General features: G+C 37.0%; 23 protein-coding genes and 6 pseudogenes. 19 read left to right on the top strand and 10 right to left on the bottom strand.

From position 1 onward, the window contains the following. Window positions 1-4: 4 nt before the first annotated feature. The gene (locus AAFX60_019470; GenBank protein ID XDF79326.1) at window positions 5-631 is read left to right on the top strand and encodes a DUF2931 family protein; all 627 of its coding nucleotides are present in this window, start codon (window positions 5-7) and stop codon (window positions 629-631) included. 44 nt (window positions 632-675) lie between these two features. Here AAFX60_019470 and cra read toward each other — a convergent pair whose 3' ends face one another. Continuing rightward, window positions 676-1,653, bottom strand: coding sequence for a catabolite repressor/activator (gene cra, locus AAFX60_019465; GenBank protein XDF79325.1), 978 nt, complete (start codon window positions 1,651-1,653; stop codon window positions 676-678). Window positions 1,654-1,937: 284 nt separating this feature from the next. Here cra and fruB point away from each other — a divergent pair, with 284 nt between their 5' ends. The 3 genes and pseudogenes from fruB to fruA all read left to right on the top strand — a co-directional run bounded on the left by fruB (window position 1,938) and on the right by fruA (window position 5,819). After that, window positions 1,938-3,074: a fused PTS fructose transporter subunit IIA/HPr protein gene (gene fruB / locus AAFX60_019460; protein XDF79324.1), complete on the top strand. Its 1,137-nt coding sequence runs from the start codon at window positions 1,938-1,940 to the stop codon at window positions 3,072-3,074. A gap of 3 nt (window positions 3,075-3,077) precedes the next feature. Continuing rightward, on the top strand, window positions 3,078-4,025 hold the full coding sequence (gene pfkB / locus AAFX60_019455) for a 1-phosphofructokinase (GenBank protein ID XDF79323.1): 948 nt from the start codon (window positions 3,078-3,080) through the stop codon (window positions 4,023-4,025). A 62-nt stretch (window positions 4,026-4,087) separates the two neighbouring features. Next, window positions 4,088-5,819 (top strand): annotated as a pseudogene (gene fruA, locus AAFX60_019450) (PTS fructose transporter subunit IIBC). 75 nt (window positions 5,820-5,894) lie between these two features. Here the strand turns inward: fruA and AAFX60_019445 are convergent. Continuing rightward, window positions 5,895-6,419: an outer membrane beta-barrel protein gene (locus AAFX60_019445; protein ID XDF79322.1), complete on the bottom strand. Its 525-nt coding sequence runs from the start codon at window positions 6,417-6,419 to the stop codon at window positions 5,895-5,897. Window positions 6,420-6,496: 77 nt separating this feature from the next. On the opposite strand from AAFX60_019445, the gene AAFX60_019440 reads away from it, so the two are divergent. Beyond that, window positions 6,497-7,111, top strand: a complete 615-nt coding sequence (locus tag AAFX60_019440; GenBank protein ID XDF79321.1) for a LysE family translocator — start codon at window positions 6,497-6,499, stop codon at window positions 7,109-7,111. A 152-nt stretch (window positions 7,112-7,263) separates the two neighbouring features. Next, a complete protein-coding gene (locus AAFX60_019435; protein XDF79320.1) occupies window positions 7,264-7,917 on the top strand; it encodes an HAD family phosphatase in 654 nt (217 codons plus the stop codon). Window positions 7,918-7,972: 55 nt separating this feature from the next. On the opposite strand, the gene AAFX60_019430 is transcribed toward AAFX60_019435, so the two are convergent. The 3 genes and pseudogenes from AAFX60_019430 to AAFX60_019420 form a co-directional block, all read right to left on the bottom strand. Further along, window positions 7,973-8,803, bottom strand: a complete 831-nt coding sequence (locus AAFX60_019430) for an SGNH/GDSL hydrolase family protein (protein XDF79319.1) — start codon at window positions 8,801-8,803, stop codon at window positions 7,973-7,975. Between the two features lie 15 nt (window positions 8,804-8,818). Next, window positions 8,819-9,699: pseudogene (locus tag AAFX60_019425) on the bottom strand (LysR family transcriptional regulator). Continuing rightward, window positions 9,696-10,085 (bottom strand): nitrous oxide-stimulated promoter family protein, encoded by a 390-nt coding sequence (locus tag AAFX60_019420; protein ID XDF79318.1) that lies wholly within the window; start codon window positions 10,083-10,085, stop codon window positions 9,696-9,698. The pseudogene AAFX60_019425 and the gene AAFX60_019420 overlap by 4 nt, the downstream one beginning before the upstream one ends. Window positions 10,086-10,319: 234 nt before the next feature. On the opposite strand from AAFX60_019420, the gene AAFX60_019415 reads away from it, so the two are divergent. The 4 genes from AAFX60_019415 to AAFX60_019400 all read left to right on the top strand — a co-directional run bounded on the left by AAFX60_019415 (window position 10,320) and on the right by AAFX60_019400 (window position 12,239). Beyond that, entirely contained in the window at window positions 10,320-10,775 is a 456-nt protein-coding gene (locus AAFX60_019415; protein ID XDF79317.1) for a hypothetical protein, read from the top strand. 137 nt (window positions 10,776-10,912) lie between these two features. Then, a complete protein-coding gene (locus AAFX60_019410) occupies window positions 10,913-11,431 on the top strand; it encodes a YbhB/YbcL family Raf kinase inhibitor-like protein (protein XDF79316.1) in 519 nt (172 codons plus the stop codon). A gap of 23 nt (window positions 11,432-11,454) precedes the next feature. Next, window positions 11,455-11,985: a hypothetical protein gene (locus tag AAFX60_019405; GenBank protein ID XDF79315.1), complete on the top strand. Its 531-nt coding sequence runs from the start codon at window positions 11,455-11,457 to the stop codon at window positions 11,983-11,985. A 23-nt stretch (window positions 11,986-12,008) separates the two neighbouring features. Continuing rightward, entirely contained in the window at window positions 12,009-12,239 is a 231-nt protein-coding gene (locus AAFX60_019400; GenBank protein ID XDF79314.1) for a helix-turn-helix transcriptional regulator, read from the top strand. Between the two features lie 104 nt (window positions 12,240-12,343). Here the strand turns inward: AAFX60_019400 and AAFX60_019395 are convergent, their stop codons facing one another. The 3 genes from AAFX60_019395 to AAFX60_019385 are packed head-to-tail and all read right to left on the bottom strand — an operon-like array spanning window position 12,344 to window position 14,682. Continuing rightward, a complete protein-coding gene (locus tag AAFX60_019395) occupies window positions 12,344-13,468 on the bottom strand; it encodes a M20 family metallopeptidase (GenBank protein XDF79313.1) in 1,125 nt (374 codons plus the stop codon). A 9-nt stretch (window positions 13,469-13,477) separates the two neighbouring features. Further along, window positions 13,478-13,945, bottom strand: a complete 468-nt coding sequence (locus tag AAFX60_019390) for a YjiG family protein (protein XDF79312.1) — start codon at window positions 13,943-13,945, stop codon at window positions 13,478-13,480. Beyond that, on the bottom strand, window positions 13,945-14,682 hold the full coding sequence (locus tag AAFX60_019385) for a nucleoside recognition domain-containing protein (GenBank protein XDF79311.1): 738 nt from the start codon (window positions 14,680-14,682) through the stop codon (window positions 13,945-13,947). The genes AAFX60_019390 and AAFX60_019385 overlap by 1 nt, the downstream gene beginning before the upstream one ends. Before the next feature lie 306 nt (window positions 14,683-14,988). Between AAFX60_019385 and AAFX60_019380 the strand changes: the two genes are divergently transcribed. Together AAFX60_019380 and AAFX60_019375 are read left to right on the top strand one after the other, a co-directional pair. Further along, window positions 14,989-15,183 carry a hypothetical protein gene (locus tag AAFX60_019380; protein XDF79310.1) on the top strand — a complete coding sequence of 65 codons (195 nt, stop codon included), beginning with the start codon at window positions 14,989-14,991 and terminating at the stop codon, window positions 15,181-15,183. Between the two features lie 135 nt (window positions 15,184-15,318). Then, complete coding sequence (locus AAFX60_019375; protein XDF79309.1) at window positions 15,319-16,164, top strand: mechanosensitive ion channel family protein; 846 nt, start codon at window positions 15,319-15,321, stop codon at window positions 16,162-16,164. Window positions 16,165-16,200: 36 nt separating this feature from the next. Here AAFX60_019375 and AAFX60_019370 read toward each other — a convergent pair whose 3' ends face one another. After that, entirely contained in the window at window positions 16,201-16,968 is a 768-nt protein-coding gene (locus AAFX60_019370) for a LuxR family transcriptional regulator (protein ID XDF79308.1), read from the bottom strand. 210 nt (window positions 16,969-17,178) lie between these two features. Here AAFX60_019370 and AAFX60_019365 point away from each other — a divergent pair, with 210 nt between their 5' ends. The 7 genes and pseudogenes from AAFX60_019365 (at window position 17,179) to fre (ending at window position 24,206) form a co-directional block, all read left to right on the top strand. Next, window positions 17,179-17,760, top strand: a complete 582-nt coding sequence (locus AAFX60_019365; protein XDF79307.1) for an acyl-homoserine-lactone synthase — start codon at window positions 17,179-17,181, stop codon at window positions 17,758-17,760. Between the two features lie 35 nt (window positions 17,761-17,795). Beyond that, window positions 17,796-19,234: pseudogene (locus tag AAFX60_019360) on the top strand (aldehyde dehydrogenase family protein). A 15-nt stretch (window positions 19,235-19,249) separates the two neighbouring features. Then, the gene (locus tag AAFX60_019355; GenBank protein XDF79306.1) at window positions 19,250-20,173 is read left to right on the top strand and encodes an acyl transferase; all 924 of its coding nucleotides are present in this window, start codon (window positions 19,250-19,252) and stop codon (window positions 20,171-20,173) included. Between the two features lie 22 nt (window positions 20,174-20,195). Next, window positions 20,196-21,259: pseudogene (locus AAFX60_019350) on the top strand (alkanal monooxygenase). Between the two features lie 28 nt (window positions 21,260-21,287). Beyond that, window positions 21,288-22,268, top strand: coding sequence for an alkanal monooxygenase (locus tag AAFX60_019345; GenBank protein ID XDF79305.1), 981 nt, complete (start codon window positions 21,288-21,290; stop codon window positions 22,266-22,268). 77 nt (window positions 22,269-22,345) lie between these two features. Further along, a pseudogene (locus tag AAFX60_019340) lies at window positions 22,346-23,474 on the top strand (long-chain fatty acid--CoA ligase). 9 nt (window positions 23,475-23,483) lie between these two features. Further along, entirely contained in the window at window positions 23,484-24,206 is a 723-nt protein-coding gene (gene fre, locus AAFX60_019335; GenBank protein ID XDF79304.1) for an NAD(P)H-flavin reductase, read from the top strand. A gap of 30 nt (window positions 24,207-24,236) precedes the next feature. Here fre and AAFX60_019330 read toward each other — a convergent pair. Next, window positions 24,237-24,679: pseudogene (locus tag AAFX60_019330) on the bottom strand (cytidine/deoxycytidylate deaminase family protein). Window positions 24,680-24,863 lie beyond the last annotated feature (184 nt).

The raw sequence follows: 24,863 nt of genomic DNA, 5'->3' as shown, positions 1-24,863 counted from the left end.
AATCATGATTAATGCTAAAACATTTCTACTCATTATTTTTTGTTTATTAGTTTCCTCTTGTTCAACTGAATCTCAAGTTAAATCTCAACGATTAGATGAGTGGACGATTTCGACTATTTCTCCTAAATATTACACAGTAAGGGGGGATATCTTATTGATTGTTGGAGAGAAGAAACAAGGTGGATGGAGGGGGATGATAGGAAAAAACACAATGGAATCTGAAAGCCCTATAGGTTGGGATGGTGGTGAGCGGTTTCATTCAGGGTATTCAATTAATAGTGACGAATTACCAGCTTCTTTTTATATTCGTTGGCATTCATTAGCGAACAAGAAAACATATAATAAAACGATTAAAGTATCAGAAGATATACGAAATAAAATGCGTGAATACCACGATATACGCTGTGGCTATTATGATTTATTACTCCCATATAAAAATAATATTTTATTAGGTTTAGCTCCTGATGGAATGATATCTGTATTTCTTAATGGTGGATGCTTTGATAATGAGCTTCAATTCAAAGTACAAGCCGTAGAGTATAAAGTTGCTGATGATTTTGTTTACCCAGAGTTAAGCGAAGAAGCACAAGCTTATGTTGATGAGCATGGTGTGCCTACAGGCATTTGGTAAAGAATTAGAATATACATTGACTGCCGCAACAGCCAATTTTTCGACTAGCGAATAATAATCTTCCTAGGAATTAACTCTATTCCTGCTTGATAGCGTTTTGCTGAGGCATTCAACCCCAATGCTAATGCACTGTCTGCGATTAACTCAAATTGTTGTGGTAGAGAGTTAACTTTAATGGGTAAGAAATCTAATAGACGGTTATCACCAAACGTGCCTAATTTTATTCTGGTCATTAACTCAGGCCTTTCGATGAGTACATCTAAAATCCCTTCAAGCAAAATATAAGAGGTGGTGATAATCGCATCTGGAATGGCGTTATCTTTGATCCATTGTTCAAAAATTGCTTTGCCTGATTCACTATTAAAGTGTTCGCCATACCCCGTGATGCTTGCTAAACCTTTCTCTTTGGCTTTTGCTTCAAATCCTAATTGACGTTCACGAGAAATATTCAGCTCTGGTAACGCACCAATTAAGCCAATTGATTTTACATTCTCATTAACCACTGACTTGGTTAACTCGTAAGCCGCATCAAAATCTTCACTGATCACACAACCAAAATGCTCGTCATCTAATGAACGGTCAATGGCAATAATTGGTGTGCCTTTTTCTTGAATACCTAAGTAGTAATCACTGCCATTAGGTAAGCAACTTGCAACGAATAGTGCATCAATACGACGGCTAATAAGTGCGTGGGCGACATTCATTTCTGTTTCTGGATCATCATCAGAGCATCCAATTAAAATTTGATAACCGGCTTTTCTTGAATTGAATTCTAAAAGTTTAGCAAGTTTGGCGTAACTGGTGTTTTCAAGATCAGGAATGATTAATCCAAACGAACGGCTACTGCCTGCACGCAATGCAGAAGCAGCATGATCAGGGCGGTAATTGTGCTCATCAACCACTGCCATGACTTTTAATTGTGTCTTTTCGCTGATGCGATATTTCTGCGCTTTACCATTGATGACATAGCTTGCAGTGGTTTTGGAGACGCCAGCAAGTTTGGCAATTTCATCTAATGTCATGGGTAAGGATCCTCAATTTTGTGGTTCGGATCATAGAAATATAGATCCAATCAGCTTAGGTGTTGAATTATACGCTGAATCGATTCAGTATAAAAGCTGAAAGGATTCAGCAAATTTGAAAAGCGTGATATTTGCGCTATTTTTACTCATAAATGCGAATTTAATGCGTAGAAATAAATTTGTTGAACTTTTTTGAGTGCTTTGCTGAATCGATTCAGTTTGTTTGGCTAGGCAATAAATACGATTGATTATCAGTGAACATAGATAGCGAGAGGCTAAGACCCATGCTGACATTAACAAAGAATAACATTACGCTGCAGCAGTCAGCAGCGGATAAAACAACAGCAATAAAAGCGATTGCAAAACAGCTAGCAACCAAAGGATTAGTTGCAGAAAATTATGTTGATGGAATGCTTAATCGTGAACAACAAAACTCAACATTTTTAGGCAATGGTATTGCTATTCCACATGGCACGGTTGATACCCGCGAATTGGTTAATCAAACAGGTGTAGCCATTCATCATTTTCCACAAGGTGTAAATTGGGGTGATGATAATGTGGTTTATGTGGCAATCGGTATTGCGGCTAAATCAGATGAGCACTTAGGTATTCTGAAGCAATTAACGAAAGTGCTGTCAGCCGATGGTGTAGAAGAGAAGCTAAAACAAGCACAAACCGAAGCTGACATTATTGCATTATTAAATGGCGAAGTTCAGTTTGAAGCGGATTTTGATGCGTCACTTATTCAATTACTTTTCCCTGCAAGTGACATGATCCAAATGAGTGCGGTTGCTGGCGGTTTATTAAAAAATAGCGGTAACGCAGAGAGCGCATTTGTTGCTGAACTGGTCACTAAAGAGCCGACTCATTTAGGTAAAGGTTTATGGTTGGTAAGTACGGACAAAGGCGTTAAACGTTCTGGTATGTCTATTGTAACCACTGCAAATGGTTGCGAGTTTAATGGCTTGCCTGTTAAAGGTTTGATAGCGATTGCTTCTTGTAATGCTTCTCACCAAGCGTTTTTAACGACGATCACTAAGGCGGTTGCTGAGCAACAACAAGAGTCGATTCTATCTGCAACTTCTGAACAGTTACTTGCGATGTTCTCTACTTCTACTGAAGAAACAACAGTAAGTGCTGATGCGGATAACACTGCAATCTTTAAAATTAAAAATGCGCACGGTTTACACGCTCGCCCGGGTGCAATGCTTGTTGCTGAAGCGAAAAAGTACGAATCAAAAATCACCGTATTAAACGTAAATGGTGATGGCAAAGCCGTGAATGCGAAAAGCTTAATGAAAGTGATAGCGCTTGGTGTTAAACACGGTCATGAACTGCAATTTACCGCAGATGGTGCTGATGCAAAAGAAGCGCTTGCTGGTATTGGTGCTGCGATTGCTTCTGGTTTAGGCGAGGGTTAATTGATGAGTACTCATTTAAAAAGCAAAGTCGTTACTATCACTCTGAACCCTGCTTTAGATTTAACTGGTAGTTTAGATGCGTTATCGGTTGGCTCTGTGAGCTTAGTAAGTAAAGGCTCACTTCATGCCGCAGGCAAAGGCGTTAACGTTGCTAAAGTGTTGTCTGATTTAGGCGCAGAAGTGACGGTTACTGGGTTTTTAGGCCGTGATAATGAAGAGCTTTTCTGTCAATTATTTGAAGAGATGAAGGCTAAAGATGAATTTATTCGTGTTGATGGTGCAACTCGCATCAATGTGAAGTTAGTTGAATCAGATGGGCGAGTGAGTGACATTAACTTCCCGGGTGTTGAGGTATCGCAACAGGCGATTGCTGAGTTTGAAGTTCGCCTATTTGAATTAGCAAAAGATCATGATTTTTTTGTTTTAGCGGGCAGCTTGCCAAAAGGTATTTCTCCAGAGCAGTGCGCAGAGTGGATTGAAAAACTGCATCAAATGGGCAAGAAAGTGTTATTTGATAGTAGTCGTGCTGCATTAGCTGCAGGTTTAGATGCACACCCTTGGTTAATTAAACCAAATGATGAAGAGCTGTCGGAATTTGTAGGCCGTGAATTAAATACACCAGAATCATGTCAACAAGCGGCTGAAGATCTTGCTGAAAAAGGCATTGAAAATATCGTCGTATCGTTAGGTTCAAAAGGGGTGATGTGGCTTGGTCAAAATAATCAAAAGCAAGCTGAATGGATGTATTCTCAACCACCTAAAATGAACGTAGTCAGCACGGTTGGTGCAGGTGATACGTTAGTTGCAGGTCTTTGCTGGGGTCATATGCAGCAAGATTGGGATCGTTCACAAATCTTATCTTTTGCTACCGCTCTTTCTGCTTTAGCTGTATCGCAGGTCGGCGTTGGTGTTCCAGATATTAAAATGTACAAGAATTACAACAACAAGTAACCCTACACAACCCTATTTCTAGCAACGTGTAATAACGCTTAGTGATAGATTAAGGACAAAATATGAAAAACATAGCTATCGTAACAGCATGCCCAAGTGGTGTAGCAAACAGCATTATTGCAGCGGGTTTATTAGAACAAGCTGCAAAAAAATTAAATTGGACTGCGTCGATTGAATGCCAATCAAGCGTGTTACCTGTTGATGTATTAAGCCAAGAAGTGATTGATGGCGCAGATGCTATTATCATCGCTGCAAATACAGAGGTAGATACCGCTCGCTTTGTGGGTAAAAAAGTATATACAGGCACTATTTCGGAATGTACGACAGATACGCAAGCGTGGTTAGAAAACGCAGCGAACAGCGCAAAAGAATTAACCGCTTCTGAAGTGACATCAACAGTGGTTGCTGAAGATACGGGCGCTAAAAAAATTGTAGCGATCACAGCGTGTCCAACGGGTGTTGCACATACCTTCATGGCTGCTGAAGCGCTAGAAGAAGAAGGTAAACGCCAAGGTCACATTATTAAAGTAGAAACTCGTGGTTCTGTGGGGCGAAAAACCAATTAACGGATCAAGAAATCGCAGAAGCGGATCTGGTTATCATCGCTGCTGATATTGAAGTTCCTCTTGAGCGTTTTAATGGTAAACGTCTATATAAAACAAGCACAGGTTTAGCATTAAAGAAAACAGAACAAGAGATGAATAAAGCCTTCGCTGATGCGACGGTTTTCCAAGCGTCTGGTAATACACAATCTTCTCAAACTGAAGAGAAAAAAGGCATGTACAAACACCTAATGACAGGGTATCACACATGCTTCCTGTTGTTATCGCGGGTGGTTTGTTGATTGCATTATCTTTTGTATTTGGTATCGAAGCATTTAAAGAGCCTGGCACTATTGCTGCAACCTTAATGGATATTGGTGGTGGCGCTGCATTTGCGTTAATGATCCCTGTTCTTGCTGGTTTCATCGCGTTCTCGATTGCTGATCGTCCTGGTTTAGCTCCGGGTCTAATCGGTGGTATGTTGGCTAGCTCAACAGGTGCCGGTTTCCTTGGTGGTATTGCTGCCGGTTTCATTGCTGGTTACTCAGCTAAATTCATTGCGGATAAAGTATCTCTTCCTCAATCAATGGAAGCGCTAAAACCAATCTTAATCATTCCATTTGTGGCGAGTTTATTTACTGGTCTGGTGATGATTTATATCGTCGGTGGTCCTGTATCTGGCATCATGTCGGCGTTAACAGAATTCCTAAACAACATGGGCTCAACTAACGCTGTATTACTGGGTGTGATTCTTGGTTGTATGATGTGTTTCGACTTAGGTGGTCCAGTAAACAAAGCTGCATATACATTTGGTGTAGGTCTTCTAGCTTCACAAACGTACGGTCCAATGGCGGCTATCATGGCAGCAGGTATGGTTCCTGCGTTAGGTATGGGTTTAGCGACATTCCTTGCTAAGAACAAGTTTGAAGCGGGTGAGCGTGAAGCAGGTAAAGCATCATTTGTGCTTGGTTTATGCTTTATCTCTGAAGGTGCGATTCCATTTGCAGCGAAAGATCCAATGCGCGTTATCCCAAGCTGTATGGCGGGTGGTGCATTAACTGGTGGTCTGTCTATGTTGTTTGGCGCTCAACTACTTGCTCCACACGGTGGTCTATTTGTTCTACTTATTCCAAACGCAATCACGCCAGTATTTATGTATTTGGTAGCCATTGCAGCGGGTACAGCAGTAACAGGCTTCACTTACGCTTTCTTGAAAAATAAAGCGGATGCGAAAGAAGTTGCAGCGGCTTAATAAATGAAGCTATATTGATATAAAAAGGGCGCTTCCAAGGTGATTGGAAGCGCCCTTTTTTATGCTTTTTAAAAGCTAGAACATAAAGTTCACACCAGCACCAATAGATGAGATGTAATCATCAGAAGCTAATGGCATATATTGATATTCAACGTTGAAGGTAACAGAAGGGAACAGCTTCATTACTGTACCTACTGCAACATAAGGTTTAGTTGATACCGCTTCTTGTTTTAATGTTTGATTACCTTCTTTATATTGATATTCAACATTGGTACGGTTTAAACCGAATTTCCCATAGAAAGAGCCATAATAAGACATTGGGAAATACATTTTTGCTGCAATAGTCGCACCCGTAGCCGATGCTTTATCATTATCCATTGCGATATCATTCATTGATGCTGTCATGTAATAGCTTAGATCCATCGCAATCATGGGTGCGAAATGATAGTTATAACCCACTTGAGTCATTAAAGCGCTACCATGGGAGCCATCAATTTTTAGGTTTGCAAGACTTGGCTGAATATAGATTTGGTGTAAAGTGTCTGTTGCTTGCGCTGATGCAGTTGCCCCTAGCAACAAAAGTGGTAGTAACCTTTTCATTATAAACTCGTCTATTTAACCGAATGTGCGATTTTATTGTGAATGAGACAATGTTGTAAAGAGGAATTAAAAGCGAAATGACATTAACTATTTGGATTTCATTATTTTTGGTTTCATTGTTGGGAGCAATGTCTCCAGGACCAAGTTTAGCGACAGTAGCGAAACATACCTTATCAGGTAAGCGAATTAATGGTATAGCAGCCGCTTGGGCTCATTCAATTGGTATTGGGTTTTATGCTTTTATTACTGTGATTGGCTTAGCGGTAGTGTTACAACAGTCACCCGTGCTATTTAAAGGGATCAGTTATTTAGGTGCTGCTTATTTGGCTTATTTAGGTCTCGGTGCCTTGCGTTCCACTGGCGGAATTGCAGCAAAGCTTGAATCTGGACAACAAGTTACGATTGTTGAGTCAGCAAAAGAAGGGCTACTTATCTCACTTCTAAACCCTAAAATTGCGTTGTTCTTTTTAGCTTTGTTTAGTCAATTTGTCGCAGTAGGTAATGAACCTTTAGATAAAGCCATTATTGTTATCACACCTATTGTTGTTGATGGCTTGTGGTATACGATTATTAGTTGTTTATTATCTGCCCCTAGAATTGTGGATAAACTCCGTAGTAAAGCGAAATGGATAGACTGGTTATCTGGTGTCGTATTGATTTTATTAGCGATGCGAGTGGTTTTTTATAGTTAGTTTATCGTTGTATGAAATTAAAGAGGAAGTGCTTTTAAATTAAGAGTTCACTTTTTTCATCTCTCATTTTGGCTTACTATGACAATTCTCCACGTATAGTGAGTTATAGGTATACGTAACGTTTTTTTGCTATTCATACAGTAAGGTTTCTCATGACATTTAAAGCTGCAATTTTCGATATGGATGGACTACTTCTCGATACAGAAAGAGTGTGTATGTCCGTGTTTCAACAAGCATGTGAAGCAGAGAATGTTCCATTTCTTGAAGATGTTTATCTGTCGGGGATTGGCTGTAACGCTAAACGTATTGAAGAGCTTTTCCGTGCAGGTTATGGTCCTGATATCGATTACTCTGCTTTAAATAAAGCGTGGCGTATCCGTTATTTTTCTATAGTTCAGAATCAAGCTATTCCTGTTAAAGAAGGCGTTATTGAGCTGTTAGAGTGGTTAAAAGCCAATAAGATCCCAATGGCTGTTGCTACATCAACTCAAAATGATATCGCTATTAAGAAATTAGCATTAGCGGGTCTTGATGGTTATTTTGATGTACTTGCTACGGGATGTGAGGTTGAGAACAGTAAGCCACATCCAGAAATTTATTTTTTAGCAGCGGAACGTTTAGGTATTGCTCCTGAAACGTGCTTAGCATTTGAAGATTCTAATAATGGAACTCGTGCTGCGGTTGCCGCAACAATGATCACTTACCAAATCCCTGATTTAGTACAACCAAGCCAAGATGTTATTGAACTTGGTCATCGTATTTTACCTTCTATGGTTGAAGTTTTAGCTGAACTAAAAGCTCGCTAAGATTTTCAAGTCTTATTTAAATAAACGGCTCATTCAGTAGATGAGCCGTTTTTATTTATGGTAATAACGTTTCTATTTTAGGTTGGAGTAAGTTAATCCAAGTTGAATAGGCTCGGGCGTTTAAATGTAAGTCGTCACATGTAAATTCATTTGATAAGAATTGATTTGGACAAAGAACGGCATTTACATCTAGATAATTGATTTGATGCTGCTGACAGTAGGCAACTAAACGACCGTTTAACTCTGCAACTTGAGTATTAAGGTGAACCAGTTTTTGACCACAAAATAATGTACTTTGAACTAGGATTTCACAATTGTTTTGTTGCCAATAAGCTAAGATTTTTGTGTAATTATCAAAGACAGAATCAACAGAAAAACCTTGGCTCAAATCATTAATACCAGCCATGATCGTAATGAGTTTTGGTTGTACTGCTAGAGTCGTTTCAATTCTTCGCAACATGCCAAAAGTGGTGTCCCCCGCAATGCCACGATTTACATGAGGAATATGAGTTAATACATCTTGCCATGGTCCCCATTCGGTAATTGAATCACCAAAAAGAACAAGATCAGCTTTAGGGGTAAAAGTACTATGAGAATCAACCAAATGAATATACCGGCTCATACTATGCCCTCGCTGTGCAATATCAATTTCTGTACATAACCACTCAATTTGATCTTTTGGATTATCAATAGCGTTTAATCTTGGTAATAGACCATCAATTTGAGAAACCAAAGGACTCAGTTTGGTGGTTAATTCCAATTCATGCTTAAGTTGATGTAATTGATTAATTATTTCATAAATTGAAATAGGTTGTAATTGATGAAACAGTTCATATAAATCAACCGTTTCGTTATTTAATAAATGAGTTTTAAGTTGTGCTTTCATCGTTCCATGATCTTCTTATTGTTTTTTAAATGTGTGTTCGATTTCATCTATCATCCACTCCATAACATTGCCCATACCGCTGTCTCTACGTTTTACAACTCCCCATTCAATTTGTAATGTATCAAGGATATGATCTGTAGATAGTTTTTGAGTTTGGTTTTTATACCAGCCTGATTCTAATATGTGTTCAGGAACTAATGCCCAACCAACACTGCGAATAACCAGAGCGGTAATATAATAATAGCTGTCGATATACCAGTGATTGGCCGAAATTGGTTTTTCTTGAGAGTGGCCTACACGATCTCGAATAACCAATTGTCGATATTGATTTAGCTGGATCAACGTTGGCTTTTCAAATTGCGCTAAAGGGTGTTCTGGCGAGACAATTAATGCCTGATTAAAAAAGCCAAGGATAAATATTCTAATGAATCTGACAGAACATTAACTCGAAATAAAAATCCAAGATCTGCTTTTTTTTCATCAACCCATCGTGCAATATCGGCCTGAGAGCCATTAATAATTGTCAGTTTTAATAGTGGGAATTTAGCAGAGATTTTTTGAAAGAAATCTTCAAATACGTCAATAGGTACTGCTTCATCTAATGCAACAGTGAGTGCTATTTCTTCACCGGTTGCAACAGTATCTGCTCGAGCTTGTAGTCGTTCGCATTGCTCTAAAATAGCTTGAGCTTCTACAAACATATCTTCGCCATCTTGAGTTAAAACAGGTAAACGAGCACTTCGATCAAACAGTTCAAATCCAAGATCTGTCTCTAAATTGGAAATTGCGGTACTAATTCGTGACTGCGCCTTCCCCATTTGACGTGCTGCAGCAGAAAAAGAACCACATTTTACTGAGGTTACAAAAGCATTCAGTTGGTCTAATGTCCAGTTCATTTTTTATTTCCATTCTTAAGTCGAATATGACGGTTTGAAGCATTAGGTTGTGGTTTATCTGCAACGGTTCTCTTTTCTGATAATAGATGACGAATCGCCAATATTGGGTGATGCAGTAGCATTCTTGGGCCTGAAAAGCGCATAACAAGACGCATTTGTTCTTTTGGTTCGGGCTTGTAGCAATGAATAGGGCAGGTATTGCAGGTTGGTTTATTCTCGCCATAGGGACAACGATCTAATCGTACTTCTGCATAGTCCATCAATTGCTGGCACTCTTCACATAGGTGAGTCGCATTGTGGTGTTTTTTACAGTAAATCTCTATCATCGCTGATACAGTTTTAAACTCAGTATTGAGTTTTCCAAGTAAAATATCACTGCTTTTCATGTTGTGCCTATGCGTAAAAAACTATTATTGTTCTTAGTATAAAGGGGAAAAGATACTGGGTGAAGTGTTCACTTTTTCATGTGCTCTTTTTAGCCTAGTATAACCGTATCCCCAAAGCATATTGCTCCTAAAGTGTATGCGCCAAAAGCCATTTAGTTAGTCCTAAGTGGTTTTTTTTTATGAAAAAACATACCATACTTAATATAACTTATTTTTATGCATTGGATTGATTTTATGAATATAAAGAAAGTGTTACCTATTGCACTTATAGGACTGTTGGTTGGGTGCGATACAGAAGATGAAAATAACATAGATTCAATTTTAATCTCCCCTAATGATTACAAAGTTGTAGAATTTACACTAAAACCAAATCAAGAAGTGAATATTTCAGTACAAGACATTAATCATGTGTTGTCTGAATCTTATATTATTGATCAAGCCTCTTATCAAGACTGGCAAGATGAAACTCAAAACGGTGATTTTGAAAATGCGTTGTTGAATTTTGAGTTTGCATTTCCTCCTCTTTCAGGAAAGCATCAATCAGGTTGGTTACCACTTGGAAATGGATTAACTGCAGATACCACTTTTTATCTTTTCTTTGAAAATACAAAGTTTGGGGTAGTTGCGCCTCCAGAAGGTGGTGATGAAATGGCGTCTACTATGATGTATACCTTAGAACTTCGTAATTAATATTTTTTGCTAAAAGTATCAAAATAGGTTTAATTTAATTGTCATTTGATACTTTATGTTGTCTTTTGGTTTGTTTTATTCGTAATAATGCTCCTGTACTTAATTAGAACACCCTATAAACAGTGAAGGAAATTATTATGAACAAAGCATTATTAGTGTTACTTACTCTTGCATCATTCTCTAGCCAAGCTTTTGAAGTATCAAGTACAGATATACACGAAGGTCAATTGATGAATAGCAAGTTTACCTTCTCAGGTATGGGCTGTACTGGTGATAATATCTCTCCACAATTAAGTTGGAAAGATGCGCCAAAAGGAACAAAAAGTTTTGCCATTACGGTATTTGATCCAGATGCTCCTACAGGCAGTGGCTGGTGGCATTGGTTAGCACTAAATATTCCTGCAAATGTACACAGCATTGAGCAAGGTTCACCAATGAAAAATACATTACAAACTAAGAATGACTTCGGTACGATGAGTTACGGTGGTGCTTGTCCTCCAGAAGGTGATGGCATGCACAGATACCAATATACAGTGTGGGCATTACCACAAGAGAAAATCGATTTACCAGCAGACATTTCACCAGCAGTAGTTGGTTATACTTTAAATAGCATGGCGTTAGACAAAGCGGTATTAACAGCAACGTATGTGCGTTAATTGATAAGAACTAGGAGCATAACATGAGTGACACACTGCTTAAGGTACAAACTTATTCAGGCGTTAATGATCAACATTTACGTAATGTTCATATTTATGCTCCAAGTATTATTTGGGTAAAATCTGGTATAAAAAGAGTAATTCAAGGTACTGAAAATTACGATATTGATGCTCAATTATGGTTACTAACCGCGGCTAACCAAGATCTGAGTTTTATTAATAAACCAGCAAAAGATCATTTTTACTCGGTTCAGATCTGTTTTTTGTTTCCGCCAACGCCTGAAATGATCGCGGAGAGTAAAGAGAATCGACGTAGACATGAACATCTTAACGCTATTAAGGTTTCTTCAACATTAGCGTATGGTTTTTCTTTGCTAATCGAGATGAGTTCTCAGAATTTAAGCTCTAATGTGCAAAAACATCATTTATTTGCCTTTTATCAGCAGCTAGTAGAAGTTGGTGCATTGCATGTTTTATTCTCAGAGTCCCATGATTCTTTGCAAAATAAACTGAGTGCTTATTTTTCAAAGATCCTGCAGAAAATTATCAGTTAGATGAAGTATCACATGCTTTCTCTATGAGTCGAGCTACGTTGATCCGTCGATTGAATCAAGATGGAACCAATTTTAGAACGGTATTAGCGAACGTAAGAATGAGTCATGCTCTATCTTTAATGCAAGAGAGAAAGCAGAGCCAATTAGATCTAGCATTACAGTGTGGATATCAATCTGAAACACGTTTTAGTCAACGTTTTCATCAGCAGTTTGGTATTACCCCCAAACAATATATGAAAACCGTGTCGTATTAATTAAAAACGTATTGATTAAAAAAGATAAAAAAACAGCGAGCCAAATGCTCGCTGTTTTATTTTGTTACCTAGCTAAAAGCGTTGTTATCGTTATATCACAAATACTATTTAGCTAATTTCGTTAATACGCTCATTAGTAGCTTAATGCGCGGTTCGATTGACTCAAGCAGTAAGTATTCATCAGCACTGTGGAAACCTGCACCGATAGGGCCTAGACCATCTAATGTTGGAACACCTAAGATCGCAGTGTTGTTAGCATCAGAGCCGCCACCCACTTCTTTCCAGTTGATATCAATGTTTAGCTCTTGAGCTGATTCTTCAATCATCGCCATTAGTGCTTCAGTTTGCTCTGATGGCACCATAGAAGGCTTATACGCTTCACGAACCAGTTCAATCGATACTCCATCCACAAATGGCGTTGTAATCATGCCATTTAAAGTAGTATCTACTTGGTCATATTCTGCGTTATCCCAGAAACGAACATCAACGATAGCTGTTGCTAAATCAGGAACGATGTTTGCGCCAGCACCACCAGAGACCACGCCTACGTTTAACGTAGTGCCTGATTCAAAGTTAGTCATCGCGTTTGTCGCTAAGATCCAGTTTGCCATTTCAGTGATCGCACTACGGCCATTCTCAGGTTCGTTACCAGCGTGAGCGGCTTTACCGTTGAAGGTCATTTTGTAGCGAGCCATGCCTTTACGAGCTTTAACTAAGCCACCGTCCGCACGGGCTGCTTCTGCAACCAATACGTTTTTCGCTTTTTTCGCTGTTTCTTGGATCCAGTCAACTGAATCTAATGATCCTGTCTCTTCATCTGGGTTCATACACACGCAAATAGACAGCTTATCTAATACTGTTTGGTCTAAGTTACGTAGTGCATATACCACGTTTAATAATCCAGATTTCATATCAGAAACACCTGGACCATACGCTTTTTCAGCATCCAAAGACATTGGACGCTCTGCCGCTGTACCTACAGGGAAAACCGTATCCATGTGACCAATCATCATCACATCAATATGTTCAGCTTCAGGTTTGTTGCGAACTTCAAGGCCAACGCCTGCTTTGCCACAGTCAATACGCTTAACAGACCAGCCATCCATTGCTTCGTATTTAGCTGCCATTTGATTAGCAATAACTTCGATGCCTTCAACGGTATACGTACCGCAATCCACGTCAATAAGAGGGCGTAGTTCTTCTAGATAATCGTTTAGAGAAAAGTTCATCAGAAATCCTTATAGAATCATGTTCATAACAAACATTGCACCGAATGCGTTTAATACTGAGATCGCAATCATTACTGGGATATAGCGACCTTCAGTACCGATAGGACCCATGATACGGCCCATGTATTGTACTTGTGAGCCCATTAAGTAAATTGCCGGTGCAAGAATCGCAATGTGTGCACCATTTAGGATACCTTGGTCAAACAGAGTAATAACCACACCAACTGCGCCGCCCATTGACATCCAAGCACCAATTAATACTGCCGCAGCTTCACCTGGAAGACCAAAGATAGCCATAATAGGAGAGAAGATAGAACCCATTAAATCAAGCGCGCCCGTAATCTGAAGAGCTTTGATAATAACAAATGCCATTAATACGTTAGGAACCGTTGAAGTGGTTGCAATAACCCAGCCTTTTTTAGCGCCTTCAACAAAGATATCGGTAACCATAGGTTTTTTTGCTTTAACGTCGCTCATTATGCTGTCTCCTCAGTCATTTTTTTATCTTGTTTGTCATCATCTTGTCCTTCTTTACCTTCAGTCACATTTAGGTAAATACGGAATAAGTTTGCACCAACAAATTTGAAAGCAAACATAACAACAACAGCTAGACCAATTGATGATGGAACAGCTAAAGAGCCATCTGGGTTAGTTAGAGTGAATAATACCGCACCAGATGAGAAGAAGTTTACAATTGCTGCACCAGCTGTGAATTGGAACATTGTGAAAATGTCAGTTTCTCGCTTGGTTAGATGTTTCTCGTCTTTTAGTTGACGAGTCATCGCAGCTCCTGCATCGGTACTCTGTAATGATGCAATTAATGCTAAACCAGAGTTACCCGGAATACCCATTAATGGACGTAGAAGAGGAGTAAGAAGCTTACGAGCAGCATCAAGTGCACCGTAATGTTCAAGTACGTTGATCATACCTAATGCAAACATAACGGTAGGGATCAGAGTTAATGCGAAAATGAAACCGTCACGAGCACCGCTACCGCCTTTACCACGTAGAGAAGTGGTTGCCGCTTGAACGCCGTCCGCTGTTTCAGAAACAGAATACGCAACTTTACCAAATGAACCATTTAGTGTTGTAAAGTCAAAAACACCATACCATTCATTTGATTGCATAAAGCCAGAGAAGAACACAACAGCAAAGGCCAGAGCCACATAGCTGCCAATACCGACTTTACGTGCTTTATCAGCCGATTGAGTCATAAATACCTCGTTTAAAATTTAAAGATTAGAAATTGTATTGGATTAACCATTTAGGGGTATTTTGCGTGAATCGATTTTGAGTGGCTTGATAATTATCAAAAAGTATTTCTATAAATAAAAGATTGTATAAATAGTTTTATATTTTGTGATCTATCTGAAAATGTAGATTTTTATGTTGAAGTGTTTCATTATTGATTTGTTTGTTATTTATTTGAGAGCATTATTTTGGGTTATGATTTGATCGTTCATCTTGTGTTCAGAATTGGCTTGATATTATAAAATTTCATTCATAATGAGAGATAAAATATGAAACAGTTATTAGCTACTATTGTTGCTTTATTCATTGGCTTTTTTGTCTTGGTTTCGAGCCTATTTTTTGCTGTGGGATTAAGTATTGTCGGCTTTATTATGTCGAAAACACATAGCCGTAAAACGGAATCAAATGAAGATAAAGAAGCACGAATCATCGAAGGTGAGTATTCAGAAGTGACTCATTCTTAATCAAAAGGATTATTAATATGATGATAAAGTGAATCAAGTTCGAGTAAATTGATAGATGGGGATGAAATTATGGTCTACCTATGGGATATTTACTGCTAGTTGTCGAGAATAAAGCAGTAAGTAGAAGAGGTAAGCGTGGATAGACTGTTACTAGTAATAGATTTTTTATTAACACATAAGATGATTTTTAGTGTGTTGATTATTAGCTTCATCTTCTTATTGCGCCATTATGCAGTAAAGCATATTCGTGGTGATATTGCTTTCCTAACTGAAGATCAGCGTAAATGGATTTCTCGAACTAAAAATGGTTCGTTTACTGTAATTGTTATTACGTTATTTATTTTATGGCAATCTGAGATTAATGAATTTGCTTTATCAGTTACTGCTATTGCCGTCGCAATTGTGGTGGCATCGAAAGAAATTATTTTGTGTTTTACTGGCTCTATTCAACGTGCAAGTTCTCGTTCATTTCGAATAGGAGATTGGATTGAAGTAGGCTCTTTATGTGGTGAAGTTATTGAGCACAACATGATGGCTACGGTTATCCAAGAGATCGATTTGCACCATGGTCAATATGATTACACAGGTAAAACAGCTACACTTCCAAACAGTATGTTCTTTACATACCCAGTAAAAAATCTGAATTTCATGAAGCGTTATGTTTATCATAACTTCTCAATCTGTGTTAAAGAGTTCGTGAATCTATACCCAATGTTACCGGATCTATTAGCAAAGATCGATGTTCATTGTGAAGAGTTTATCGAAGTAGCTCGACGCTATAACAGCGTAATAGAGAAGCACGCAGGTGTCGATCTTCCAGGTTCAGAGCCCCATATTCATATTACGACTACTTCAATGGGCGATCAAAAAGTGCACTACATGATCTTTTGTCCAACAGAAAAAGCATCTCATTTAGAACAACTTATTCGTCAAGACTTCATGGAAATGTATGAGATCAATTTTCCACAGAAAACAGAGTAGTAAAAAGAGTAAAGTATAATAGGTATAAAGTTTTACTCATTTACTTAATTTTTTAAAGTATGGACAATCAATGGCACCGGTTAAAATCGCTTTAGAAATACTTTGGCAGCGGTTAGTTGTATTGAGCTTCATTTGAGCATTGGTTAAATGAAAAGTAACAGTACGCTCACTGCAGCCTAGTATTTTTGAAATATCCCATGTGCTTTTTCCTTCACTCGCCCACACTAAGCATTCTTTTTCTCTTTTTGTTAAATCCACATCTAACTTTTTAGGTGTTGTATTTATTTTTCGATAATTATCGACTAAGAAAGGAAGCATTAACGGTACATTTTTACAGGCGTGTAAAAATAAGCTGTCTGTATAAATGTCTTTATCTGAATGAGCAAAACTAAGCATTCCAAAACCATTATTTGCAGTATGAATTGGAAAACTAAATCCAGTAATGAGCCCTGATTCTTTTGCTTCTTTGATTACATTTGGATACTTTTTCTTTATTGATTTGTTTTCGAATACATTCCAATTAATTGGTGAATGATACGAGTTAGAGTAATCTACTATAGGATCATACTTTAGTAACTCCGCATCATCATAATATTTACGCCATTTTTCAGGGTAGTTATCTATAATTGAAACATCAGGTTTAATCATTGAATGAGGATAAATAATAGCGAATAGATAATATTCACAATGTATTATTCTCGTCATTTCAGATAAGCATTGCTTAATATCATTATTATTAGCACAAGTTTTAATTTTATTAATTACCTTCTCTGTGTCATTAATATTTATGTTTTTAGTATTCATCTTTTTTTTCACCTAGCTTAGTTGTTATATTTTTTGCGTGTTATATAACATTAAACTGGAAATTTAGTGATGTTGGTTCCAATTTATTTGACGTTAGTCACATTTTTGTGTCTTGATTAGAACGTAGTGTTAACATTTTGGCTGTAGGATAGTACAGGTTTCTGTCGTGCAACAGTTTGTTATAGTCATGTAAACATACAGAGAGGTTACATGACTATAATGATAAAAAAATCGAACTTTTTGGCTATCCCATCAGATGAGTATAGAGGCATTCTTAGTCTTCGTTATCAAGTGTTTAAACAAAGACTTGAGTGGGATTTGGTTAGTGAAGATAACCTTGAATCAGATGAATATGATAACTCAAATGCAGAATATATTTATGCCTGCGATGATACTGAAAAGGTAAATGGGTGTTGGCGTCTATTACCCACAACGGGTGATTATATGTTAAAAAGTGTGTTTCCTAAATTACTCGGAGGGCAAGTGCCTCCGAGAGCCCCTAATATAGTCGAATTAAGTCGTTTTGCTGTTGGGAAGAATAGCTCAAAAATAAATAACTCTGCAAGTGAAGTGACTATGAAGCTATTTGAAGCGATATATAAACACGCAGTTAGTAGAGGGATTACAGAATATGTAACAGTAACATCAACAGCGATAGAAAGGTTTCTTAAGCGTATTAAAGTTCCTTGTCACCGTATTGGGGATAAAGAAATCCATCTATTAGGTAATACTAGGTCTGTTGTATTGTCTATGCCAATTAATGAACAGTTTAGAAAAGCTGTATCAAGTTAATACTAGAATATAATAAATGTATTATAGGAACAATAATGATTAAATGTATTCCAATGATAATTAATGGTGTTGTTCAAGAATTTAATAATAACGCTTATAAAGAAATAAACCTAAATAGTGATAATAAAATTAAATTATCTGTTATTACGGAAGATTCAGTTTTAAGAACATTAAATTTTAGAAATAAAATAGATCTTAACTTAAATCAAATTGTGAATTTTTTATATACCGTGGGTCAACGATGGAAAAGTGAAGAATACAGTCGACGACGAAGCTATATTCGTGAGTTAAAAAAATATCTCGGTTATTCTGATGAAATGGCAAGATTAGAGGCCAATTGGATAGCCATGTTATTGTGTTCTAAAAGTGCTTTGTATGACATTGTTAATTACGATTTAGGCTCTATACATGTGTTAGATGAATGGATTCCACGAGGTGATTGTTATGTAAAAGCACAAGCAAAAGGCGTTTCTGTTCACTTGTTAGCTGGTAATGTTCCATTATCAGGAGTGACATCTATTTTGCGTGCTATTTTAACAAAAAATGAATGCATAATTAAAACCTCTTCTTCGGATCCCTTTACTGCAACGGCTTTGGTTTCGAGTTTTATTGACGTTAATGCTGATCATCCGATAACTAAATCAATGTCTGTTATGTATTGGCCGCATAATGAAGATATGACTTTACCTCAAAAAATTATGAGTCATGCAGATGTTGTCATTGCTTGGGGGGAGAAGAAGCGATTAAATGGGCGGTAAAACACTCACCTCCTCATGTGGATATTCTGAAATTTGGGCCAAAGAAAAGTTTAAGTATCATTGAAGAACCTAAAGATATGGAGGCCGCAGCAATGGGGGTTGCCCATGATATTTGTTTCTATGATCAGCAAGCCTGCTTTTCCACTCAGGACGTTTATTACATCGGAGAAAATTTGTCACTATTTTTAGATGAGCTTGAAAAACAGCTTGATCGATATGAAAAAATTTTACCAAAAGGTGTAAATAATTTTGATGAAAAAGCGGCGTTTTCTCTTACTGAAAGAGAAGGAGTCTTTTCCGGCTATGAAGTAAGAAAAGGGGATAATCAAGCTTGGTTAATGATTAAATCTCCTATAAATAGCTTTGGAAATCAACCGTTATCTCGGAGCGTATATATACACCAAGTATCCGATATTAATGAAGTACTTCCTTTTGTAAACAAAAATAGTACACAGACAGTTTCTATTTATCCTTGGGAGGTCTCAGTAAAATATAGAGATAAATTGGCGATGAGTGGCGTTGAGAGAATTGTTGAGTCGGGAATGAATAACGTCTTCAGAGTTGGAGGAGCCCATGATTCATTATCTCCTCTTCAGTACTTAGTTAGGTTTATATCACATGAAAGGCCATTTCATTATACAACCAAGGATGTTGCGGTTGAAATTGAACAAACACGCTATCTAGAAGAAGATAAGTTTTTAGTTTTTGTTCCATAGTTAAAAGGAAACTGTATGAAAGATGAAAGTACCTTTTTCACCATTGATCATATTATTGAGCTTGAAAATGGTCAGTCGATTCGGGTTTGGGAGACTCCTCCTAAGAGTGATACTCATAAAAAAAATAGTACCGTTGTCATTGCTGCAGGTTTTGCTCGTAGGATGGATCATTTTGCTGGTCTTGCTGAGTATTTGTCTAGCAATGGTTTCCGTGTTATTCGCTATGACTCCTTACATCATGTTGGTTTAAGTAGTGGCCAAATAGATGAATTTTCGATGTCAATAGGTAAACATAGTTTGCTCATTGTTGTTGGTTGGTTAAGAGCTAAAGGGATTCAAAACCTAGGAATTATCGCAGCAAGTTTATCGGCGCGGATCGCTTATGAAGTAATAAATGATATTGATGCATCGTTTCTCATTACTGCGGTTGGCGTTGTAAATTTACGGGATACTTTAGAGAAGGCTTTGAAGTATGACTATTTACCATTACCTATCGAAGAATTGCCAGATGATCTTGACTTTGAAGGTCATAATTTAGGTTCTAAGGTTTTTGTGTCGGACTGTCTTAAAAACAAGTGGGACACATTAGATTCGACATTTATGGCGGTACGAGGACTCAATATTCCGTTTATTGCATTTACGGCGAATGATGATAGTTGGGTTAAGCAAAGTGAAGTGGAGAGGGTGATTGATAGTATTAATTCTACTCGATGTAAGCTTTATTCGTTGATTGGAAGTTCTCACGATCTCGGTGAGAATCTTGTGGTCTTGAGGAATTTTTATGAATCAGTAACCAGAGCCGCAGTAGCTTTAGATGAGGGTTTATTAGATTTAGATATTGAAATAGTTGAACCAGGGTTTGAAAACTTGACAAGTACAACAGTTAAAGAGCGAAGATTAAGAAATAAAATAGAGAATGAATTATTGGAAATGGCCTAATTATTAAGAAGGAATAAAAACCATGAAATTTGGAAATATTTGTTTTTCGTATCAACCTCCGAGTGAAAGTCATAGGGAAGTCATGGAGCGCTTTGTTCGGTTGAGCGTTGCTTCTGAAGAAGTCGGGTTTGATACATATTGGATTTTGGAGCATCATTTTACAGAGTTTGGATTGACTGGGAGTTTATTTACCGCAGCAGCTAACGTACTAGGTAGAACTAAAAAAATAAATGTAGGTACCATGGGAGTGGTTATTCCAACTGAGCATCCAGTTCGTCAGTTAGAAGACATTTTATTGTTAGATCAAATGTCTAAAGGACGCTTTAATTTTGGCGGTGTTCGAGGACTCTATCATAAAGATTTTCGGGTATTTGGCGTTGATATGGAGCAATCCCGCGCTATTACTCAAAATTTTCATCAAATGATAATGGAAAGTGCACAAACAGGTTGCATGAGCTCTGATAGTGAGCATATCCAGTTCCCTAAAGTTGACGTATACCCTAAAGTATATTCTAAAAAGGTTCCAACGTGTATGACCGCAGAGTCTGCAAGTACAACAGAATGGTTAGCCCGACAAGGACTTCCTATGGTACTTAGCTGGATTATTGACACCAGCGAAAAAAAGGCACAGATGGAGTTATATAATGAGATAGCAACAGAGCATGGTCATGACATAAGTAAAATAGATCATTGTATGGCCTATATTTGTTCTGTTGATGATGATGGCGATAAAGCACAAGAAGTATGTCGTGAATTTTTAAAAAATTGGTATGACTCGTATGTAAATGCGACCAATATTTTTAACGATAGTAATCAAACTCGTGATATGATTATCATAAAGGCCAATGGCGGGATTTTGTTTTACAAGGGCATACAAACACCAATCGACGCGTTGATTATAGCAATAGCATAAATCCAGTAGGTACACCTGAACAGTGCATTGAAATAATCCAACGCGATATTGATGATACAGGTATTACAAATATTACATGTGGATTCGAAGCTAATGGAACTGAAGAAGAAATAATTGCGTCAATGAAGCTATTTATGACACAGGTAGCCCCTTTCTTAAAAGACCCTCAATAGAGATATTAAAGAGAATAAGGAACAGATTATGAAATTTGGATTATTTTTTCTAAACTTTCAGAAAGATGGAACTACATCTGAAGAAACACTCGATAACATGATAAATACCGTCACATTAATAGATTCAACTAAATACCATTTTAATACCGCTTTTGTTAATGAACATCACTTTTCAAAAAATGGCATTGTTGGATCTCCTATTACTGCTGCTGGTTTTTTATTGGGATTAACAGATAAATTGCACATTGGCTCATTAAATCAAGTGATTACCACTCACCATCCCGTACGAGTCGCTGAAGAAGTGAGCTTACTAGATCAGATGACAGAAGGGCGTTTTATTTTTGGTTTTAGTGATTGTGAAAGTGATTTTGAAATGGAGTTTTTTAAGCGTCATATTCCATCTCGTCAACAGCAATTTGAAGCATGCTATGACATCATTAACGAAGCGTTAACTACAGGGTTTTGTCATCCACAGAATGACTTTTATGATTTTCCAAAAATTTCAGTTAATCCACATTGTTATAGTGAAAATGGGCCTAAGCAATATGTATTAGCTACATCAAAAGAAGTGGTTACATGGGCTGCGAAAAAAGCACTGTCTCTAATCTTTAAGTGGGATGATAACCTAGAAGTGAAAGAACGCTACGCAGCACTTTATAATAAAACAGCTAAACAATATGGTGTAGATATTTCAGATGTTGATCATCAATTAACTGTGATTGTGAACTTAAATTCTGATAAAGATACGGCTCAAGAAGAAGTGAGAGAGTATTTAAAAGACTATATTACTGAAACCTATCCTCAAATGAGCAGCGATGAAAAAATTAACTGTATTATAGAAGAGAATGCTGTTGGAACTCATGATGACTATTATGAATCGACAAAATTAGCAGTGGAAAAAACAGGATGTAAAAATATTTTATTATCCTTTGAATCAATGAATGATATTAATGATGTAAAAGATATTATTGATATGTTGAATCAGAAAATTGAAAAGAATCTACCTTAATAGATTGAGGGCATTTTTTAAGTTAGATTTCTATTATTTATCGAGTGTTGTTGACGTTATGTATTATTAGGATAGATATGACTAATCATATTGAATATAAAAAAAATCAAATTATTGCTAGTTCTGAAATAGATGATCTTATATTTATGAGTTCACCACAGGAGTGGTCGTTTGACGAACAAAAAGAAATACAAAATAAGTTAATTAGAGAGGCTTTTCATTTTCATTATAATAGGAATGAAAAGTATCGGAATTATTGTGTAAGTCTGCATATAAACGAGAATTTACATTCAATTGATGAAATACCTGTTTTTCCAACATCAATATTTAAATATATGAAGTTACATACTGTAAGTGTGGATGATATTGAAAATTGGTATACAAGTAGTGGGACAAAGGGGATTAAAAGCTGTATTGCACGCGATCGTCTTACTATTGAGCGGTTGCTCGGTTCTGTTAACTTTGGAATGAAGTATGTTGGAAATTGGTTTGAACATCAGATGGAGTTGGTGAATCTAGGTCCAGATCGATTTAGTGCAAGTAATGTTTGGTTTAAATATGTAATGAGCTTAGTTGAGCTACTTTATCCTACAGTATTTACTGTTAACAACGATAAGATTGATTTCGAAAAAACAGTAAATCATTTATTTAGGATTAATAATAGTAATAAAGATATTTGCTTAATTGGCCCCCCATTTTTTGTTTATCTTTTGTGTCAATATATGAAGGACAATAATATTGATTTTAAAGGAGGAAATAGAGTGTATGTTATTACTGGTGGCGGGTGGAAATCTAATGAAAATAAATCTTTAAATAGAGAAGATTTTAATCAGTTAATAATGAATACTTTCCAATTAGATAATATTAGTCAGATCAGGGATACATTTAATCAGGTAGAACTTAATACTTGCTTTTTTGAAGATGAATTTCAAAGAAAACATGTTCCACCGTGGGTGTATGCTCGAGCCCTTGATCCTGAGACCTTGAAACCTGTAGCTGAGGGGAGATCGGATTGTTAAGTTATATGGACGCTTCCTCGACTGCTTACCCGCTTTTATTGTTACTGATGATATCGGTATTGTTAGAGAAATAAGAGAACCAGATCCTTATCCAGGGGTAACAGTTGAAATTATTCGACGCTTAAATACACGTGCGCAAAAAGGATGTGCTCTTTCCATGGCAAGTTTGATTCAAAATACTATTTAGGGGAGATTTATGAGTATTGAGGGGAAAGTTAAGAAGGTAATATTAGTATCGATCAAAAACAATATATATAAAGTGTTTATTACACCAAATAACTCGATTGATTTTAAAGCCGGGCAATATGTTGTTGTTGATTTCGATAATGAAAAACGACCATTCTCAATTGCGAGTTGCCCAACCAAAAAAGATGAGATTGAGTTACATGTCGGTGGCTCTGATAGAGAGAAATCATTAGATGCTATTGAGTATTTTCTTAACGCTTTAGTTGAAGAATCTGTAATAAAGATAGATGTACCATATGGGGATGCTTGGTGGCGTGAAGAAAGCGAAAAAACGTTACTATTGATTGCTGGAGGAACAGGATTATCTTACATAAGTAGTATTTTAAAAAATTGCTTAAGTAAAGGGTTCACTCAGGATATATATCTTTACTGGGGAGTAAAAGACAGTTCCTTTTTGTATGAAGATGAAGAGTTACTAAATTTATCATTAAATAATAAAAACTTTCATTATATTCCTGTTATTGAAGATAAAAATGAAGAATGGATAGGGAAAAAAGGCACTGTTCTTGATGCTGTTATGGAAGATTTTACTGATCTCACCCATTTTGATATTTATGTTTGTGGGCCTTTCATGATGGCTAAAACTGCAAAAGAAAAATTAATTGAAGAGAAAAAAGCGAAGTCAGAACAGATGTTTTGCCGATGCTTTTGCATACATATAAAGAGAATATAAAAAAGCCGGATTATTAATCCGGCTTTTTTATTATTTTAACGTGTCTAAAGGTAACCAAGTGACTTCAACTCCCGCCTGAGAGAACATATCTTGGCTAACTTGAATTTTTTCACCCCAACGAGATAAGAAGTCTTCAGTTTGTTCAGGCAATATACTTTTGATATTCCTGTTTGGATGATTTTTGCTGCGCAGTTTGGACAAGGGAAGTGAGTAACCCAAATATCGCAACCTTCTAAATCACGCTTGGCAAATAAAATGGCATTTTCTTCAGCATGAAGTGTTTTTAAATATTTAATTTCACGTTCATCTGTATCTGCACTGTCTGATACACCATGTGGGTAGCCATTAAATCCAACAGAAACAATACGGTTATGCTTGGTGATTACTGCACCAACTTGAGTCGACGGGTCTTTACTCCAAGAACCGACTAATTCTGCCATTTGGAAGAATCTTTTTGCCCATTTAGAAATCATAAATTTACCCTTTGTGTCTGTATTTACAGAAATATTTTTATCCATTTCATAAGCTTATAACACAGTTTTTATGTGTCAATAAGAGGAAAATAAGAATAGTCTATAATTTATACTCATCCATCCGATAAGGAGATGGATACTAACTTTTTCAATCTTAAATTGTATCATAGAATCACGCCATTCT

Origin of the sequence: Aliivibrio fischeri, assembly GCA_038993745.2 — a bacterium.
Taxonomy (GTDB): domain Bacteria; phylum Pseudomonadota; class Gammaproteobacteria; order Enterobacterales; family Vibrionaceae; genus Aliivibrio; species Aliivibrio fischeri_B.
The sequence above is the reverse complement of the archived record's forward strand: the minus strand, read 5'-3'. Positions and strand labels throughout refer to the sequence as shown.

What these genes read in the sequence shown, in the direction of transcription:
- AAFX60_019365 (XDF79307.1), top strand. Translation starts at nt 17,179, where the DNA reads ATGACTATAATGATAAAAAAATCGAACTTTTTGGCTATCCCATCAGAT.
- pfkB (XDF79323.1), top strand. Translation starts at nt 3,078, where the DNA reads ATGAGTACTCATTTAAAAAGCAAAGTCGTTACTATCACTCTGAACCCT.
- fre (XDF79304.1), top strand. Translation starts at nt 23,484, where the DNA reads ATGAGTATTGAGGGGAAAGTTAAGAAGGTAATATTAGTATCGATCAAA.
- AAFX60_019380 (XDF79310.1), top strand. Translation starts at nt 14,989, where the DNA reads ATGAAACAGTTATTAGCTACTATTGTTGCTTTATTCATTGGCTTTTTT.
- AAFX60_019440 (XDF79321.1), top strand. Translation starts at nt 6,497, where the DNA reads ATGACATTAACTATTTGGATTTCATTATTTTTGGTTTCATTGTTGGGA.
- AAFX60_019420 (XDF79318.1), bottom strand. Translation starts at nt 10,085, where the DNA reads ATGAAAAGCAGTGATATTTTACTTGGAAAACTCAATACTGAGTTTAAA.
- AAFX60_019390 (XDF79312.1), bottom strand. Translation starts at nt 13,945, where the DNA reads ATGAGCGACGTTAAAGCAAAAAAACCTATGGTTACCGATATCTTTGTT.
- fruB (XDF79324.1), top strand. Translation starts at nt 1,938, where the DNA reads ATGCTGACATTAACAAAGAATAACATTACGCTGCAGCAGTCAGCAGCG.
- AAFX60_019405 (XDF79315.1), top strand. Translation starts at nt 11,455, where the DNA reads ATGAGTGACACACTGCTTAAGGTACAAACTTATTCAGGCGTTAATGAT.
- AAFX60_019395 (XDF79313.1), bottom strand. Translation starts at nt 13,468, where the DNA reads ATGAACTTTTCTCTAAACGATTATCTAGAAGAACTACGCCCTCTTATT.
- cra (XDF79325.1), bottom strand. Translation starts at nt 1,653, where the DNA reads ATGACATTAGATGAAATTGCCAAACTTGCTGGCGTCTCCAAAACCACT.
- AAFX60_019385 (XDF79311.1), bottom strand. Translation starts at nt 14,682, where the DNA reads ATGACTCAATCGGCTGATAAAGCACGTAAAGTCGGTATTGGCAGCTAT.
- AAFX60_019435 (XDF79320.1), top strand. Translation starts at nt 7,264, where the DNA reads ATGACATTTAAAGCTGCAATTTTCGATATGGATGGACTACTTCTCGAT.
- AAFX60_019355 (XDF79306.1), top strand. Translation starts at nt 19,250, where the DNA reads ATGAAAGATGAAAGTACCTTTTTCACCATTGATCATATTATTGAGCTT.
- AAFX60_019470 (XDF79326.1), top strand. Translation starts at nt 5, where the DNA reads ATGATTAATGCTAAAACATTTCTACTCATTATTTTTTGTTTATTAGTT.
- AAFX60_019410 (XDF79316.1), top strand. Translation starts at nt 10,913, where the DNA reads ATGAACAAAGCATTATTAGTGTTACTTACTCTTGCATCATTCTCTAGC.
- AAFX60_019345 (XDF79305.1), top strand. Translation starts at nt 21,288, where the DNA reads ATGAAATTTGGATTATTTTTTCTAAACTTTCAGAAAGATGGAACTACA.
- AAFX60_019415 (XDF79317.1), top strand. Translation starts at nt 10,320, where the DNA reads ATGAATATAAAGAAAGTGTTACCTATTGCACTTATAGGACTGTTGGTT.
- AAFX60_019400 (XDF79314.1), top strand. Translation starts at nt 12,009, where the DNA reads ATGAGTCGAGCTACGTTGATCCGTCGATTGAATCAAGATGGAACCAAT.
- AAFX60_019370 (XDF79308.1), bottom strand. Translation starts at nt 16,968, where the DNA reads ATGAATACTAAAAACATAAATATTAATGACACAGAGAAGGTAATTAAT.
- AAFX60_019445 (XDF79322.1), bottom strand. Translation starts at nt 6,419, where the DNA reads ATGAAAAGGTTACTACCACTTTTGTTGCTAGGGGCAACTGCATCAGCG.
- AAFX60_019430 (XDF79319.1), bottom strand. Translation starts at nt 8,803, where the DNA reads ATGAAAGCACAACTTAAAACTCATTTATTAAATAACGAAACGGTTGAT.